Annotated in this window: 14 protein-coding genes; 6 read left to right on the top strand and 8 right to left on the bottom strand. The window is 66.1% G+C overall.

Going from position 1 to position 16,837, the window contains the following annotated elements:
- Positions 1–153: 153 nt before the first annotated feature.
- The 6 genes from ACZYZ5_RS10850 to benA form a co-directional block, all read right to left on the bottom strand.
- Positions 154–3,030, bottom strand: coding sequence for a helix-turn-helix transcriptional regulator (locus tag ACZYZ5_RS10850; protein ID WP_463901716.1), 2,877 nt, complete (start codon positions 3,028–3,030; stop codon positions 154–156).
- 71 nt (positions 3,031–3,101) lie between these two features.
- Complete coding sequence (locus ACZYZ5_RS10845) at positions 3,102–4,499, bottom strand: MFS transporter (protein WP_463901714.1); 1,398 nt, start codon at positions 4,497–4,499, stop codon at positions 3,102–3,104.
- Positions 4,500–4,596: 97 nt separating this feature from the next.
- Complete coding sequence (locus ACZYZ5_RS10840; RefSeq protein WP_463901712.1) at positions 4,597–5,403, bottom strand: 1,6-dihydroxycyclohexa-2,4-diene-1-carboxylate dehydrogenase; 807 nt, start codon at positions 5,401–5,403, stop codon at positions 4,597–4,599.
- Positions 5,400–6,455 (bottom strand): benzoate 1,2-dioxygenase electron transfer component BenC, encoded by a 1,056-nt coding sequence (gene benC, locus ACZYZ5_RS10835; protein WP_463901711.1) that lies wholly within the window; start codon positions 6,453–6,455, stop codon positions 5,400–5,402. Before benC ends, ACZYZ5_RS10840 begins: the two co-directional genes overlap by 4 nt.
- A gap of 25 nt (positions 6,456–6,480) precedes the next feature.
- Positions 6,481–7,026 (bottom strand): benzoate 1,2-dioxygenase small subunit, encoded by a 546-nt coding sequence (gene benB / locus ACZYZ5_RS10830; protein WP_463901709.1) that lies wholly within the window; start codon positions 7,024–7,026, stop codon positions 6,481–6,483.
- Positions 7,027–7,054: 28 nt separating this feature from the next.
- The gene (benA, locus tag ACZYZ5_RS10825) at positions 7,055–8,425 is read right to left on the bottom strand and encodes a benzoate 1,2-dioxygenase large subunit (RefSeq protein ID WP_463901707.1); all 1,371 of its coding nucleotides are present in this window, start codon (positions 8,423–8,425) and stop codon (positions 7,055–7,057) included.
- A 341-nt stretch (positions 8,426–8,766) separates the two neighbouring features.
- On the opposite strand from benA, the gene ACZYZ5_RS10820 reads away from it, so the two are divergent.
- From ACZYZ5_RS10820 to ACZYZ5_RS10800, 5 genes are all read left to right on the top strand, one after another.
- Complete coding sequence (locus tag ACZYZ5_RS10820) at positions 8,767–9,681, top strand: LysR family transcriptional regulator (protein ID WP_463901705.1); 915 nt, start codon at positions 8,767–8,769, stop codon at positions 9,679–9,681.
- Positions 9,678–10,787 carry a mandelate racemase/muconate lactonizing enzyme family protein gene (locus ACZYZ5_RS10815; protein WP_463901703.1) on the top strand — a complete coding sequence of 370 codons (1,110 nt, stop codon included), beginning with the start codon at positions 9,678–9,680 and terminating at the stop codon, positions 10,785–10,787. The genes ACZYZ5_RS10820 and ACZYZ5_RS10815 overlap by 4 nt, the downstream gene beginning before the upstream one ends.
- Positions 10,788–10,855: 68 nt before the next feature.
- Positions 10,856–11,722 carry a catechol 1,2-dioxygenase gene (catA, locus tag ACZYZ5_RS10810; RefSeq protein WP_463901702.1) on the top strand — a complete coding sequence of 289 codons (867 nt, stop codon included), beginning with the start codon at positions 10,856–10,858 and terminating at the stop codon, positions 11,720–11,722.
- 53 nt (positions 11,723–11,775) lie between these two features.
- A complete protein-coding gene (gene catC / locus ACZYZ5_RS10805; protein ID WP_463901700.1) occupies positions 11,776–12,057 on the top strand; it encodes a muconolactone Delta-isomerase in 282 nt (93 codons plus the stop codon).
- 81 nt (positions 12,058–12,138) lie between these two features.
- Positions 12,139–13,302, top strand: a complete 1,164-nt coding sequence (locus ACZYZ5_RS10800; protein WP_463901699.1) for a benzoate/H(+) symporter BenE family transporter — start codon at positions 12,139–12,141, stop codon at positions 13,300–13,302.
- Between the two features lie 27 nt (positions 13,303–13,329).
- On the opposite strand, the gene ACZYZ5_RS10795 is transcribed toward ACZYZ5_RS10800, so the two are convergent.
- Together ACZYZ5_RS10795 and ACZYZ5_RS10790 are read right to left on the bottom strand one after the other, a co-directional pair.
- Positions 13,330–14,463 carry a serine hydrolase domain-containing protein gene (locus ACZYZ5_RS10795; RefSeq protein WP_463901697.1) on the bottom strand — a complete coding sequence of 378 codons (1,134 nt, stop codon included), beginning with the start codon at positions 14,461–14,463 and terminating at the stop codon, positions 13,330–13,332.
- A gap of 13 nt (positions 14,464–14,476) precedes the next feature.
- Positions 14,477–15,820 carry a GntP family permease gene (locus ACZYZ5_RS10790; protein WP_463901695.1) on the bottom strand — a complete coding sequence of 448 codons (1,344 nt, stop codon included), beginning with the start codon at positions 15,818–15,820 and terminating at the stop codon, positions 14,477–14,479.
- A gap of 277 nt (positions 15,821–16,097) precedes the next feature.
- Here ACZYZ5_RS10790 and ACZYZ5_RS10785 point away from each other — a divergent pair, with 277 nt between their 5' ends.
- Positions 16,098–16,685, top strand: a complete 588-nt coding sequence (locus ACZYZ5_RS10785) for a ferritin (RefSeq protein ID WP_463901694.1) — start codon at positions 16,098–16,100, stop codon at positions 16,683–16,685.
- Positions 16,686–16,837: the final 152 nt, after the last annotated feature.

Below are 16,837 nucleotides of genomic sequence, written 5' to 3'. Positions count from 1 at the left end.
ACGCCTCGACGAGAATGAGCTCAGGCCGACCGTCGTCCGCGGTCACTCCGCGAATCTCCGAGAAGCGGGCTACCGGCCGGAAGTCGTGCATCCTCTAAGTCGGCGGCGGCGTAGCGCGGTGCAGGAATGCTGCGCCGCTGCGGACCAGGCGGGTCACTTTTTGCCTTGCCCGGAGCTAGGAACCCGTTCGAGATAGGCAGCGGCCAGCTCTGAACGTGAGCAGATGTGGAGCTTCCGGTAGATCCGGGTGAGGTGATATTGCACGGTCTTGACGGACACGTAGAGTTCGGCTGCGGCGTTCTTGTTGGTCAGGCCCGAAGCGACCAGCGACGCAACTGCCTGTTCCTGGTCCGTCAGCTCGTCGAAGCGAGTTGCGGTGTCAGCCGCCGCTGGAGCGGATGCCGGCTGGCGCCGGTTCTCCTCGGTGCTGACCCCGCTGGCACGCAGTTCACGCTCGCACCGGTCGGTATAGGCCGCCGCGCCCAGCACCAAGAACAAATCGCGTGCCTGGATCAACATCCCGGCCGCCTCGCGCCGTTTCCCAGCCCGGCGGAAGGACTGGCCGTATATGAACATAATCCGGGCCCGCGCATATGGCATCGGCAGATTCTCCAGCCGGGCGAGAGCGTCCAGGAAGGTGACACGGGCGGCGTCGAAATCTCCCACGGCCGCCTGGATTCGGCCCCGAACGGAAGCCAGCCGCGCCATGGTTGACTGATGCTGCCGCTGCCCGGCCAGCCGCTCGTGCGGGCGCAGGAACGCGTCTGCTTCTTCCAGTTGTCCCACCATGACCAAAGCGTTGGCGTAATGGTCCTGCCATGGCCAGAAGCCGGGTTCGTCAATGCCGCTGCTGCGGTCCATTCTCAGGACCGGGCGGAGTGCACGAATGACGCCTTCATAGTCTGCCCTCACTTCCGCGACCTGCGCCTGGGCGAGGCAGTGCGGCAGGACCATGATCGGGTAGCTGTCAGCGGCGGCGGCGGCCCGCTCCAGATGGTCGGCGGCGGCGTCCCAGTTGCCGCGGAGCGCATGAATTTGTGCGCCGCTCCAATGCAGCAGGGGACTGAGCAGCGCTATTCCGGACTCTTCCTGCAGGGCCACGGCGTTCTCGACCGTTCTCAGGGCGCCGTCCCACGCGCCCAACGCAAAATCTGTCCTGGCAAGCCAGGCCTGGGTCCACAGGGAAATGCGGTGGGAACCGCGGCCGAACTCTGTGGGAACAGCGCCGGCCAGTTCGGTCCGGGCTTCGTCGAGCCGGTCCATGGCCAGGTGCAGCCACCCCCTGCCCATATGGATGCGCCGGTATTGGGCGCTGTTCTCGGACGGCTGATCCGCTGACTCGTAACTCGCTTCTGCTTCAGCGTACCGGCCCATGGCGCCGAGTCCGAGTCCTTCGATGGCCTGCGCCTCGAAGGCTGGCGGGCTCTTCGGTGGAGCCGTGAGCCTGGCCCGGACAGCCCACGTCACGAGGTCCCTGGCGTTGAAGCGGGCCAGGGCGTGGAGCACCTGCCGCTGGCAAATCTGCCCGGCCGTCCCGGGGTCGGTGGCTGGGTCGACCGACGTCCAGGCCTTGCGGAGCAGTGCGTCGGCCTGCATGGGGCGGCCGCGGAGGACAGCAAGGTACCCGCGCACCGCGTCGCTGCGCGGGCTCGGTGCGAGGGTCTCCACGGCCGTCACCGCGCGGGGGAGCTGCCCGGCCCCGACCATGGCGTCGACTGCCATGATCAGGAGCGACTCACGTTCCAGACAGTCCGGATTTAGCCGTGCGGCGTCGGCATAGGCATCAGCAGCGGAACCCCAGGCGCCTTCCGCGGCGTAGGCTGTCGCCGCTCCTTCGAGTTCGCGGGCAAGCGGGGCGTCCGGCAGCAGTGCAGCAGCAGCCCGGTGCGCCAATTGTTCGGCCCCGGTTGCCGACAGGCGAGCGGCTGCGGCGTGGGCCGCCGCCTGCCGGCCGGGCCCGAGGTTTTGATAAATGGCGGCCCGCACCGCCGGAAGCGGGAACTGGAGAAGAGTGTCCGCCCCCGCCGTCGAAAGTCCCAGGAGACCTGCAGCGACGGCGGCGTCCACAGCAGCCACAGCGTCCGGGACACCGGACAGTTCCGTGGCGAGCGACAGCGGGGAACGGACCCCCAGCACTGCTGCCGCCTCGGTGAGCGCGGCTGCGGCCGGCGGCAGCCGTGCCAGCGCAGTCTGGACAAATGCCCTAAGCTCCGAGGGCACCGGAAGAACCCGCTGACCCGTGGACCAGACCGCTGCCGGATATTGCTCCAGCAGCGGCTGGATCAGTCCCGGACGGCCGCCAGTGTGCTCCACCAGGATCCGGGCGGCCGGCAGCGGCAGTTCCGTGTCCGCGGATCCGGGCGTTCGGCGTGCCATCAACTGCACCTCACCCGGCGTGAGCGGGCCCAGCCTTATGGTCCGGGCGCCCGGAAAACCAAGAAGCCCCTCGACGCCTGGGTCCAGCCCGCTGACGGTCATGTCCGCGGCAACGATGGTCAACACAGCCTTTGGGCCCGCGCGGCGCAGCGCGTAAAGAAGGGCCTTCAGCGAGGGTACGTCTGCCCAGTGGAGGTCATCGATCCACAGGACCAGCGCATCATGGTCCTCCGTGGTGAAGCGGTCAACAGCGGAAAGCAGCAGCTTCGCGTAATACGCCGGACCGTCGGCGGCGCCAGGGTCGGTTGCCGGCACTGGTTCCCCCGGAGCCCGAACTTCCGCCGTAGCTTCCGCCGAAGGTTCGGGCTCCGGGGGATCGATTGCCCCTGCCGCCCCGGAGAGTAACTGCTGGACGACCCCGAAGTCTGTGGTCCGCTCCCAGGCGGCACCGGCCGCCCGGAGAATCAACGGCGGGTTTATGGCGGTGTTCTCCAGCCGCAGGAAGGACTCCACCAGGGCGGTTTTGCCCATCCCTTGGCCGCCGCGGACGACGCCGACGGCGGGCGTTCCCGAGCGGGCGGACCGGAGCAGCTCCGCCAGCTGTCGAGTCGCCGCCGTGCGTCCGGTCACGTGTCCGGCTTCGTTGTCAAACATCGAGTCCAACCTTACGGGGGAGAGCGCCGGGAGTGTGAGTGGGTCGCAGTTCCCGCCGGCCCCGCCTGCGGTCACCCTGCCCGGGACGCCGGTGCAAGCACTTCCTCGCTGCCTGGCTGGACAGGTCCGGCCGCGACGCGGTGCCGGCGGACGAAGAAGGTGACGAGTCCCCCGCCCAGCGCGACGGCTGCGAAGACCACGAAAGCCACGTTGCTCGGCGCCTGGGCGCTAATCAGGAAACCACCGACAAGGGGTCCGAGGATGCCGCCCAGGCGGCCGAACCCTGCGCACCAAGCGACGCCGGCGGCGCGTGCCGGGGTCGGGTAGTAGTTCGAAACGAACCCGTAGATCAGGACCTGGGTGCCCAGGCTTCCCACGCCGGCAAAAGCCACGGCGACCAGCAGCACCGGGAGCGGGAAGTCGACGGTCAGCAGGACCAGGGAAACCGCCGCGATAACGAACGTTGTTGCCACCACGGCGCGGGGACCAAACCAGTCCGCCGACCGTGAGGCGACGAGACCGCCTGCCACGGCTCCGGCGTTGAGTGCCAGGAGGAACGTGAGCGAGTAGGTCTTGCCATAGCCGTGCTGGCCCATAATTTCGGGCAGCCAGGTGTTCAGCCCGTAGGTCAGCAGCAGGCCGCAGAAACTCATCAGTCCGAGCAGAATCGTTGGTGTGCGGTAGTTGCCGGTGGCGAGGGCGAAGAAACCGGTCAGCGGTCGGCCGGCCTTGTTGACTGCCGCCGGCGGCAGCGCGAAAACCCCGGAGCCCGTGCCGGCGGCGGCGTCGCCGTCTTCGAGCGGGATACCGGTCTTCACTGACAGCGCGTGGGCCTCTGCTGTGCGGCCGCGTGCCAGGAGCCACCTGGGTGATTCGGGCAGTTTGAGGTACGCCAGCGGGAACAGGACCACCAGGGGGAGGGCGCCGATCATGAACAGGCCGCGCCAGTCCGTCACCCCGTCCAGCACGATGGCCAGCAGCGAGGCCAGCAGGCCTCCGGCGGGCACCCCGGAGTACACCAGCGCGTTGTAGAAATTGCGTTTGCCGGCGGGGGCGAATTCGGCCACCACGGCTCCGGCCGTGGCGACGAGGGCGCCGACGCCGATCCCGGTCAGGAACCGGAGGAGCCCAAAGGCCGGGATGCTGGTAGCCATGGCGGTGAAAGCCATGCCCAGCGAAAACCAGACGATGTTGATGAGCATCAGCTTCCGCCGGCCAAGGAAATCCCCAACGGCGCCGGCGGTGAGGGCGCCCACCATCACGCCCAGCAGGGCGTAGCTACCCAGGATGCCGGCCTGGGCGGCATCGAGGGCCCCAATCTGGCTGGGGTCGCGCAGCAGCGAGGAAACGACGGTTCCGTAGACCACGAGGTCGTAACCGTCAAAGAGCAGGGCTGCAGCGGCGATGGCCATCACCCAGCGGACGGTTCTCTTGCGGGTGGCATCCGTGGATGCGGCGAGTGCGATCATTTTGTTGGCTCCAGGGGCCTGGGCCGCTTCGTTGCGGCAGGGTGGGGGTCAATCTGGGTGCTATTTCGGGCTGAGTTCCCGCCGGGGTGGTGGAAACTCAGCCCAGGTCGCCGCCGGCAACGGCGAGGACGCTGCCGGTGATGTAGGACGCCTCGTCCGAGGCAAGGAACGCGATGGGACCGGCCTGCTCGTCGAGGGTCCCGTACCGCTTCATCAGCGACGAACCGATGGTCTGGTCAACAATCTGCTGGTACCAGGCCTGTTCGTTGGCGCCTTCGGTCTGGGGACCGCGCATGACGCGGCGGGGCGGCGCTTCCGTCCCTCCCGGAGCTGTGGCGACCACGCGGATGCCATGCGGAGCCGCCTCGAGGGCCAGGGCCGCCGTGATGGCTTTCACCCCGCCCTTGGCCGCGGCGTAGGGAACGCGGTTGACGCCACGCGTGGCGACGGAGGCGACGTTGACGATGACGCCGTCCTGCTGGCTGATCATGTGGGGGAGAACCGCCCGGCAGGTCCAGAGCGTCGGAAACAGCGACCGCTGTATTTCCTGGCTGATCTGCTCGGGCTCGTAGTGTTCGAAGGGCTTGGCCCAGATGGTGCCTCCCACGTTATTGATGAGGACGTCGATCCGACCGTGCCGGGCCACGGCCGCCTCGATGGCGGAGCTGGCGCCGTCGTAATCTTCCAGATCGGCCGTGATGGCGAACGCGGACGCTCCACCGGCAGCGAGTTCCCCGGCCGCTTCACGGACAAGCTCGGCCCGGTCCACCAGGATGGCGTCGGCGCCTTCTGCCGCGACGCGGGAGGCAACGGCGAACCCGATTCCCTGCGCCGCTCCGGTCACCACCACCACCCTGCCGGCGAACCGGCCCGGGCTGATGGCCCGGGCACCGTTCGTTCTCAAGCGACAACCCCGGAGAGAACCGGCGCTGCTGCCGCGGTGCTGCCGACGGCGAAGCGCTCGTAGTAGAAGTTCGTGGGGGTGATGCCCTGGACGTCCCAATACTTGCGCACGGCGTCCACCATGGCGGGTGGTCCGCAGAGGTAAACGTCAACGTCGCCGTCGTTCAGTTGCGCGGCCGTGATGTACTGCGTCACGTACCCCTTGTTCTCCGCAGCGCTGGCCGGATCCGCCACGCAGGTGGCGAAGCTGAAGTTCTCGATTTCGGCGGCGTAATGCTCCAGCTTCTCCAGCTCCACCAGGTCCTTGTCGAACGTGACGCCGTAGACCAGATGCACCGGATGGGCGGGGGCTTCGTCCACGTTGGTGGCGATACTCTCGAGCATCGACAGCAGGGGCGCGATCCCGGTGCCGCCGGCCAGCATCAGCACCGGCCGCTTGATGTCGCGCAGGAAGAAGCTGCCCATGGGGCCGGTCAGCGGGATGACGTCGCCGACGGCGGCACGGTCCAACAGGTACGTGGTCATGGCGCCGTCAGGTGCCGTGCGGATCAGGAAGCGCAGCTCCTGTGCGGCGGGGCCGCTGCTGAATGAATAGGATCGTGTGGCTTCGGTGCCGGGGACCGCGAAATTCATGTACTGGCCCGGCAGGTACTTCAGGTCGGCGCGGTTTGCCACGGCAAGGGTGAGGGCGGCGGTGTTGTCCGCGAACCAGGTCACGTCGCTGACGGTGGCCTCGAACGTCGTGGCGCCGGCCTTGGCCATTTCCGAGGTGCCGGCGATCTGCAGGACCAGGTCGGTTTCCGGAACCATTTGGCAAGGGAGGCAGAAGCCCTTCTCGGCTTCGTCCTCGGTGAGGGCCTCGTCGATGTAGTCGCCGCCGTCGTACTTTCCCGACTCGCAGAATGCTTTGCAGGTGCCGCAGGCGCCGTCGCGGCAGTCGAAGGGGATATTGATCCGGGATTTATACGCCGCGTCGGCGACGGTTTCGTTGGGCTTGGCCGTGACGAAGCGGGTGACGCCGTCCTCGAAGCTGAGGGCAATCTGATAGGTCATGGGTTCGACTCCAGTCTTTCGGAAGTTAGATGTGGTAGATATCCACGATGTGGTGGATGTAGTCGTTCTTGAGGACGACCTTTTTCCTGGTGATGACGGGCTGCGTGCCGGCGTAGTTGATCGTGTAGAACGACGTTCCGAAGTAGGGGTCGATGTTCTGGTAGCGGTAGTACAGCGTGAACCAGTTGAAACGGACATCAACCTCGCTGCCACGGGCCTCGACGATTTCGACGTTCGTGATGTTGTGTCCCGTGCGCGGTTCCGGCAGGCTGGTCGCGCTGGAGCGGTCGGTTTTGATGCGGAAGACGCGGTCCTCCAGGCCTCCCCGGTTGGCGTAGTAGATCAGTGAAATTTCGCGTTGGGGATCGCCGGTGAGCTGGTCGTCGTCCGCCCACGCCGGCATCCAGAACTCGGCTTCCGGGTGATAGCAGTCCAGCCAGCGGTCAAAGTCGCGGTCGTCCAGGAAACGCGCCTCGCGGTAGAGGAAAGCGCGGATGTCTTCCAGGGTGGCCGGGCCCGCCGGTGCGAAGGGCGTTGCGTCCTGCGGGTCGGATTCGATGATTTGTGTCATGGGGATTCTCCTCGGGCTCCTTGCGGACCTAGTTCTGTGCGCTGGTTGCGGCTGCTGCTTCGGCGGCTGCCGCTTTGCGCATCGTCTCCACCCAGTAGCCGTGCTGAATGGGGTAGAGCCCTTCGTCTTCGGTCTTGGTACCGCTGGAAATGGGCTTGAGGCCGATGGCGTCGGCGTTGGCATCGGGTCCGGCAATCTGGTGCATCACCCCGCGGCTGAGGTCGTTCCACGGAGCGGCGGTGGCCATGTACGTTTTCTGGCAGGAGCGGAACTCCTCCAGGTCATCGGGAGTGGCCATGCCGGAGGCATTGAAGAAGTCCTCGTATTGGCGGATGCGGTTGGACCGGGCCTCGTCGCTCTCGCCTCTCGGCGCGATGCAGTAGATGGTCACCTCGGTCTTGTCGACCGAGATGGGGCGGAAGTGCCGGATCTGCGAACCGAACTGGTCCATCAAGTAGACGTTCGGGTAGAGGCACAGGTTGCGGGAGATGTTGATCATCCAGTCGGCCTTTTCCGCGCCGTACTTCTCGACGAGTTCGTCCCGGCGGTCGAAGAGCGGGCGGTTGCTGGGGTCCAGCCACTCGGTCCAGAGCAGCAGGTGGCCGTGGTCGAAGGAGTAGTAGCCGCCCTTCTGTTTGGCCCAGCCCCCGGCGTCCATGTTCCTGGTTTCGTTGGCCGACTCCCCGGTGGTCCGGCGTGCGGTAGTGGCCGCGTAGTTCCAGTGTGTCGCGGAGACGTGGTAGCCGTCTGCGCCGTTCTCGGCCTGCAGCTTCCAGTTGCCGTCGTAGGTGTAGGTGGACGCGCCGCGCAGGACTTCGAGGCCGTCCGGGGACTGGTCCACGATCATGTCGATGATCTTGGTGGATTCGCCGAGGTGTTCCGCCAGCGGCTTCACGTCCGGGTTGATGCTGCCGAACAGGAATCCGCGGTAGCTCTCGAACCTGGCCACCTTCGTGAGGTCGTGGGAACCGTCCTTGTTGAACTGTTCCGGGTAGCCGGCGTCGCGGGGGTCCTTGACCTTCAGGAGTTTGCCGGTGTTGTTGAAAGTCCAGCCGTGGAACGGGCAGGTGAACGTGGTGCGGTTGTCGGTCTTGCGGCGGCACAGCATCGCGCCGCGGTGGCTGCAGGCATTGATCAGGGCATTAAGCCCGCCCTGCTTGTCGCGGGAGATGATGATGGGCTGGCGGCCAATGTAGGTGGTGAAGTAGTCGCCCACGTTCGGGATCTGGCTGTCGTGCGCCAGGTACACCCAGTTGCCTTCGAAGATGTGCTTCATCTCGAGTTCGAAAAGGTCTGCGTCGGTGAAGATGCTGCGGTTGGCGCGGAAAACGCCGTTTTCGTGGTCCTCCACGAGGGCCTCGTCGAGGTGGGCTCGGATGCCCGCCAGGGTCTCTGTCATGTTGGCTCCTATCAATATCGGGCCGCGTTGCCCTTGGTGCCGGGCTACGCCGCCCGAGTGGACCGCCGAACGATCGGCCGGTCAATGGTGAATGCACCAACCCTGCCAGTGCGTGGCACGCATCACACTAGGCATTTGCCTAGGAACACCTAGGGTCCTATTGATATCTAGATCGTCTGAAAAATTACGAATTGAGTATTTGTTGAATACTAAATTCGGCCCTACGCTGTTGAACCAACAAGCAACCATGGTGGGCTGCGGCGGCCCGGAAGCCGGCCGCGGAATGAGGGGCGCCTTGAGCCCCGCCGACCAGCGATGACGACGGAAGGAGCCGGTGCGGCATGGAACTGCGTCACCTGCGTTACTTCGTGGCGGTGGCCGAGGCCCGCCATTTCGGCCAGGCGGCTGAACGCCTGCAAATGGCCCAGCCCCCGCTGTCCCAGCAGATCCGGCAACTCGAAGCCGAACTCAAGGTCGAACTACTCGCCCGGACCACGCGCAGCGTCAAACTCACGCCGGCCGGTGAAGTCTTCCTCGAGGACGCGCGTCGGATTCTGCGGAGCGTGGACGACGCGGCCCGCAGGGCCCGCCAATTCGCAGACGGAAAAGCCGGTACGATCCGCATGGGGCTGACGGGGACGGCGTCGTACACTCAGGTCCCGCGCCTGGCCCGGCTCGTCAAGGATGAATTGCCCGGCGTTGCGCTGGACATCAGCACCGAAATGCTTACAGCGGCCATCGAGCTGGCCCTGTTGTCAGGCGAGCTGGACATCGGAGTCCTGCGCCCGCCCGTGCGGGATGCATCCCTGACCTTGCGACCCATTGCCCGTGAACAGTTTGTGGTAGCCCTTCCGGCCGGTCACCGGCTTGCCGCGGAGGATTCCGTGACCATCGGCGAACTACGGGCCGAAGACTTCATCATGTACCCGGCAGGGTCACGGTCAGTGGTCAACGATGCCGTCATCCGCGCGTGCACGGCGGCCGATTTCCACCCTCACGTTGCCCACGAATCAGCAAAAACTTCCACCCAGCTGTCGCTGGTGGCCGCTGGCCTGGGCGTCGCCGTTCTGCCCGAGTCCGTGCGGGGGATCGCACTGGAGGGTGTCCTCTACCGGACGCTGCTCGGAGCGGACGCAGTAGACCTTGCGCTGGCGTGGCGACACAACGACAGCTCGGCCCTGGTCGGCAGCTTCCTCATGATGCTGGACGACAACAAAATCTTTATCGACCCGACCCGCCCCGGAGGGCTCCCGTGAAAATACGCTCTATTGAGACGATCCCGTTCGCCATCCCCTATAGCAAGCCGCTGCGCTTCGCGAGCGGGGAGGTTCATACCGCACAACACGTTCTGGTGCGGGTCATGAGCGACGACGGCGTCGTGGGCGTCGCTGAGGCGCCGGCCCGGCCGTTCACCTACGGGGAGACCCAGGAATCCATCGTGGCTGTCATTCAGACGCTTTTCGCGCCGGCAATCGCGGGGATGGACGTCATGGACCGCGAGGCGGTCCATGGAGTCATGGACCGGACGGTCGGCAATCCGACCGCCAAATCCGCTATCGACATGGCAATCTGGGACGTCATCGGAAAGACCTTGGACCAGCCCGTCACGGCCCTGCTTGGCGGTTACTCCGGCAGCATGAGGGTCAGCCACATGCTCGGCTTCGCAGAGCCGGCGAAAATGGTTGCCGAAGCCGAGCGCATGCGCGACACCTACGGGATCACCACCTTCAAGGTGAAGGTGGGCCGTAAGCCGTTCAGGCTCGACGTCGACGTTTGCCGGGCGCTGCGGGAGGACCTGGGCGACGACATTGAACTGTACATCGACGGCAACCGGGGGTGGACGCCGTCGGAATCCCTCCGGGCGCTCAACGCCATGGCGGACCTCGACCTGACGCTGGCCGAAGAGCTGTGTCCGGCAGATGACGTTCTCGGCCGCAGATGGCTCGTGGATCACTGCCCCGTCCCGTTTGTGGCCGACGAGAGCGCCACAACTCCCGGTGAAGTCACCCGGGAGCTGCTGAGCGGGGCTGCCAACGCGGTCAGCATCAAGACGGCCCGCACCGGTTTCTCCCACTCCCAGCGCATCCTGTTCCAGTGCGACGGAATGGGCGCGGAGGTCGTGATGGGCAACCAAATTGACGGCCAGGTCGGCACTCTTTGCACGGTCGCGTTCGGTGCCGCCTTCAAGTCCACCACGCTGCGCGCGGGCGAGCTTTCCAACTTCCTGGACATGAGCGATGACCTCCTGACGGAGCCCCTGGAGATTGTTTCCGGGCGCCTGTCAACGCGCCAGTCGCCGGGGATCGGAATCGACATCGACCCGGAGAAGCTGGCCAGATACCGCCTCGACCAGGGCAACTGAAGACCGAACACATCAATTCCCAACGACGTGCCTGCACAGCCGCCGGCACTGACCAAGAAAGTGAGTCAATGATGACATCCCAGCTGAATGAATTTGACGCCAAAGCCGCAGAGTCCGGCAACGCCGCCACCGAACGGTTCCGTGAAAGCGGCAAGACCGAGGCCCTGAACGTTCCGACGGAACGCGTGTCCCTGCTGGCCAACGCGGTCCTGGGCGCAGTCTATGAGACCGTCCGAAAGCACAAGGTCAGCTATGACGAGTTCAACGCCCTGAAAGCCTGGCTGATCGGCGTGGGCGAGGACGGGGAGTGGCCGCTATTCCTGGATGTCTGGGTGGAACACGTCGTTGAAGAGGTCTCCACGGAGGACCGCGAGGGCAACAAGGGCACCATCGAGGGCCCGTACTACATTCCGGGTTCGCCGGAGTTCCCAACGCCGGCCACGCTGCCGATGCGGGACGGCGAAGGCGGCACACCCCTGCTGTTCCAGGGCCAGGTCCGCGGCGTTGACGGCACCCCGTTGCCCGGCGCGAAGGTGGAAATCTGGCACGCGGACGACAACGGGTTCTACTCCCAGTTCGCGCCCGGCCTGCCCGAGTGGAACCTCCGCGGCACCGTCGTCGCAGACGCCGAGGGCAACTTCGCGCTCAACACCGTCCAGCCGGCCCCGTACCAGATCCCGACCGACGGTGCCTGCGGCAAGCTCATTGCGGCGGCCGGATGGCACGCCTGGCGGCCCGCGCACCTGCACCTGAAAGTGTCCGCGCCCGGCCGCCAGCTGCTCACGGCACAGCTCTACTTCGAAGGCGACCAGCACCTCTCCGACGACATCGCCTCGGCCGTCAAGCCCGAACTGGTCCTGGCCCCGACTGCCCGGGCGGCTGCACCGGGCAACGAAGTGACGTACGACTTCGTGCTGGACACTGTCCGCGCCTGAGCCTGGCGGGCGTCACCGACAGCTCCAGGTACAACCCAGGGAAGGAACAACACATGCACTTTGCAGTCCGAATGGATGTCAGCATCCCGTTCGATATGGACCCCCAGGCCAGAACGGAGCTCCTCGCCAGGGAAAAGGCCTACTCGCAGGAACTCCAGCGCACCGGCGAATGGAGGAACATCTGGCGTTGCGTCGGCGAGTACGCAAACCTCAGTATCTTCGACGTCGCCAGCAACGAACGCCTGCACGAGATCCTGTGGGGGCTGCCCTTGTTCCCGCACATGAAGATGGACATCACGCCCCTTGCCGGGCACCCGTCGGACCTTGCCCTCTAGCGGCGGCGATTCATGGCGTTGACATCGAAGACGCCGCCAGCGCATCCGCGCGCAGCGGGGCCCTCGAGCCTGCGCGCGGCAATGTCCCTGTCCGCTGTGATGGCCGGGCTCGTCGCCGTCGTGGTTTCCTACTCGGGACCGCTGCTGGTGGTTCTCCAGTCAGCCAAGAATGCGGGACTCAGCACCGGTCAGACCACGTCCTGGGTTTGGGCGATTTCCATCGCCAGCGGCGTGGTGTGCTCGGTGCTCAGCCTGGTCACCAGGCAGCCTGTGATGGTCGCCTGGTCAGTGCCGGGAGCCGCGTTGCTCCTGACCGCACTGGGGAACTATTCCTACTCGGATGCCATTGGCGCCTACCTGGTCGCAGGCGTGCTGGCGACCGTGCTGGGCGTTACCGGTCTCTTCGGCCGGCTGCTGTCTGTAGTGCCCGGGCCAATACTCGCCGGCGTGCTGGCGGGTGTGCTGTTGCCGTTCGTGCTCAACGCAGCCGGCGCAGTCGTGTCCTCGCCGCTGATGGCGGGCGGGCTGGTGATGGCGTATTTCGCGGCGAAGCGGTTTGTTCCCCGCTACGCGGTTATAGTGGCGCTCTTCGCCGGGGTGCTGCTGGGGATATTGACCGGTGGAATTTCCACCCCGCAGCTGTCCCTCGCGCTGGCGGGCCCCTTGTGGACGACACCCACGTTCAGCATTTCGGCGGTCATGGGGATTGCCGTGCCGCTGCTGATTGTCACGACGGCGGGCCAGAACGGACCAGGGCTGGCGATGATGACCAGCAGCGGATATGTGCCCAATGACAGGCTGCTTCTGGGCGGAGCCGGCGTCGCTTCCGTGATTTTTGCCCCGTTCGGGAGCCACGCCATCAACCTTGCCGCCATCACGGCGGGCATTTGTGCGGGGCCGGAAGCCCACGAGGATTCCAGGCGGCGGTACATGGCCGGTGTTGCCTGCGGAGTTTTCTACCTGGTTTTCGGGATTTTCAGCACGGCCGTCGTGGCCTTGTTTGCTGTCGTCCCCGCACCGATGCTGACCGCCCTGGCGGGGGTGGCACTGCTCGGCGCGTTCCAGGGAGCCGTCCGGGACGTGGTCCTGGGCGCTGAGGGGCGCCCGGCCGAACAGGAGGCCGCGCTGATTACACTGGCCGTGACGGCGTCGGGCATTGCCCCGTGGGGTGTCGTGTCTCCGTTTTGGGGGTGCCTGGCCGGCGTCGGTGTCTATCTGCTGGGGCGGCGCGGGCGCCAGGCCTGAGGGTACAGTGCCGGGTGGTGACGGCGATCAGGCCCATGGCGCTGATGCCAGAAGGGCGAACAGAGGTTCGAACTCGTACATGCGGGTGCTGTTGCCCATAACACCGATGCCGAGACCGATGCCGGGGTAGAGGCGCATGACGTTCCAGAAGCCCGCGCCGGCGCCGAAATGCTCCACCCACTGCCCCGGGGTCTTCGTCGGCCGGCGGAACCAGCCGGTTCCGTGGTCGAACGGTTTACCCGCCTGGTCGATGGTGCGCATGCGGCGGGCCGACCCGGGGGAGAGGACCCGGGTGCCGTCGATCTCGCCGTCGCCAAGGTGCAGGCGGAGGAACCTGCCGGCATCCAGCACATCGCCCACCAGGCCGCCGTAGGCGGGCCCGTCCACGTAGAAGAGGTTCAGTGACAGGTCCGGCCCGTGGCGGGACCCGGCGATCCCGCCGGGCAGAAGGCCGCGCAGCAGGGGGTCCACGATCCGCGGCGCCTTGACGTAACCGGTCGCCTGGTCCGCGCCGTCCTGATAGCGGAATCCGGTGTGTTCCATGCCCACAGGCCGCAGGACGGACTGGCGGACATAAGCCTCGAAGGGCATCCCGGACGCGGCGGCGATGACCTGTCCGGCGGCAAGGTAGCCGACGTTGGAGTACCTGGCAGTCCGCCCCGCCGGGTACCGGTAGGCGCGGCGCCTGCCCATCAGACGGCGGAGAAGGGCCTCGGGATCCGGCGGATCCGCGGCGGCCGGGTGGACCCAGCGCACGGGCATCGGGTTGCCGAAACCGGCGGTGTGGTTGAGCAGCTGGCCCACGTTCGGCGTCGTCGTCCCGGGCGCCGCCTGCAGGTATTCAACGTACTCGTCGACCGGGGCGTCCAGATCGAGGCGGCCTTCGTCAGCGAGCCGGCACGCCGCCGTCGCGGTCACGATCTTGGACATGGAGAACCACAGGTACGACGTCGAGGCGGTTGCCGGAGTCTTCGTAGCACGGTCGGCGAGGCCGTAACCGGCGGCGAAGATCACCCGATCGCGGTTCACGACGGCTAGGGAGAGGCCCGGGACGGCGCTCCGGCGCATCATCGTGGTGACAGCCGCCGTCGTGCCGAGGGGTGGTCTGCCCGCTGCGATGCTCTCGACCGGCCCGCCCGGGCGGGTGCCGTCAGTCACCATGGCTCATCCTTGACTAGGCGATGAATGCCACCGCCATGACCAACGGCAGCGAGACCACAGAGGCGATGGAGGTGACCATTGTCAGGGTCTTGAAGGTTCCTTGGGTCGACAGCCCGAGCAGCGACTTGAACATCCAGAAGAAGTTGCTGTTGACCTGAAGGGCGAACATCGCGCCGGAGGCGATGGCGAGGCCGACGGCGATCGGCGGGACATTGATCGACGCGAGTACCGGTGCGATGATCCCGGCGGCCGTTATGGCCGCCACCGATACCGACCCGATCGCCAGGTGCAGCACCGCGGCGATGAACCAGGCGAGCAGGATGCTGAGAATGACCGGAGCCTGTGCGTCGGCGGTGAAGAGATCGGCCAGGATCGTGTCCAGCCCGGTCTCCCTAATGACGGCACCCAGGGACCCGCCGATGCCGGTGATGAGTAGGATCTCGCCGCTGGTGTGGAAGCCCTCGCTCATCGCCGTCCCTGTACCCTCCGAGCCGAGGGTGCGCCGGCAAAGCACGTAGGCACCGAGCAGGCCGACGAAGAGCGCGAAGTTGGCGTCGCCGATGAATGCGATGAAATCATTGGAGAAATTGAACAGCTGGGCGAAGGCACCGAACGCGATCATCACCAGCGGCACGAGAATAGGCAGCAGGCAGACGAACATCGGCGGCGTCGCGGTGTCCTCCTCGGCCAGCTCGGTGGTCTCCTGCACCACCATCGCCTCATCGACCTCTTCATCCTTGGCCGGTTTCCAGTAGCGGCCGCGCAGGAGCAGTCGGAAGATCAACGTCGTCACGATCGCCGTTAACGGCCCGAGCACGAAGCCGTAGATCAGCCAGGTGCCGAGCGGGATGTTCAGCAGACCCGCGATGGAGACCGCGGCCAGTCCCGGGATCACGAAGACGTAGCCAGCAAAAATCCCCGTCCCCAGAGCACCGCACATTTGCGGCAAGCCGGTCCTGCCGATGAAGGGCCCGGTCGAGCGCGCCACCGGAGAGGCCAGTACAACCTGCACGTCCACGTAGATCGAGGGAAAGATCGTCGACATCGCTGCAGTCAGTGCATAAGGGAGCCGGCTCGCGCCCACGCCGTTGACGAGCATGGTCACCATCTTCCGGAACGCGCCCATCGCATGGAGCATCGCCCCGATGAGCACGCCGAAGCCGATGAGCAGGCCGACCTCGCCCATGATGCCGCCGAAACCAGTGGCGATAGCCGTGATCGTCGCCGTGAAGCCGACACCAGTCGCGAGGCCCAAGTACAGCGAACCGATCATCAGCGAGATCACCGGATCGACCTTGACCTTGATGATAAGAACGACGACGACGACGATCGCTATTACGGTGTGGAGGGCGATCATGACCTGCTCCTGCCAGTACGGGCAGTGGCCCGTGGAATTGCCTTAGTCCCAGTTGATACTCCCGGCTGGCGGGAAGTGTCAAGGCGTGCAAGCAACGTGCCGGGGCCGCGACACCCAAACAGTGTTCAGCCCGGCAACCGGACCGGGCAGAGGCGGGGATCTTGACGGGGTGAACCAAAGCGGAGGACGCTCGATACAGGCCCTCCGGCAGTCCCGGACCAGCAGAACCTTGGCGCCCCAGGTCCATACCCTTGAACGCCTACTCGAGGAGAGCACCATGAGCCCACAATTCAACGAGCTGCTGACCCGCCAGGTGGGCAATGAGTTCGCGGCCTCCCAGCAGTACATCGCGATCGCTGCCTGGTTCGACGGTCAGGACCTGCCCCAGCTTGCCAAGCACTTCTACCGCCAATCGCTGGAGGAGCGGAACCACGCCATGATGATGGTCCGCTACATCCTGGACCGCGGCATCAAGATCACCATCCCGGGAATCGACCCGGTCCGGAACGACTTCGCCTCGGCGGAGGAACCACTGGTCCTCGCACTCGCCCAGGAGGTGGAGGTCACGGACCGCATCAAGGAACTGTTCGCGGCGGCCCGGGCGGAAAACGACCCGCTGGGCGAACAGTTTATGCTCTGGTTCCTCAAGGAACAGGTCGAGGAGGTGGCATCGATGTCCACACTGCTCAATGTCGCACGCCGGGCCGACAACCTCTTCGACGTCGAAACGTTCCTTGCCCGCGAAAGGGTGGGCGACGCCGGCCAGTACGGCGGAAGGCAGGGCGGGCATCATGGCCACGGAGGCGGCCACGGGGGACCGTCCGATGACGCGGGGACGCCGGAGGTCGCAGGCGGTTCACTCTAGGCTCCACGGAACAGTGGCGCCGGGGACCAGTCGACGATTCACTTTGGCGTGCCCGAGGAGGTCTTAGCACGCCCGGACGCATCCCGGTTTCCTCCTTCTCTGGTGCGGGCGGACGAAGGAGACGAGAATGGGCCCGTGGTCCCCCTCGCCCC

The organism is Pseudarthrobacter ribosi, from assembly GCF_055412865.1.
The sequence above is the reverse complement of the archived record's forward strand: the minus strand, read 5'-3'. Positions and strand labels throughout refer to the sequence as shown.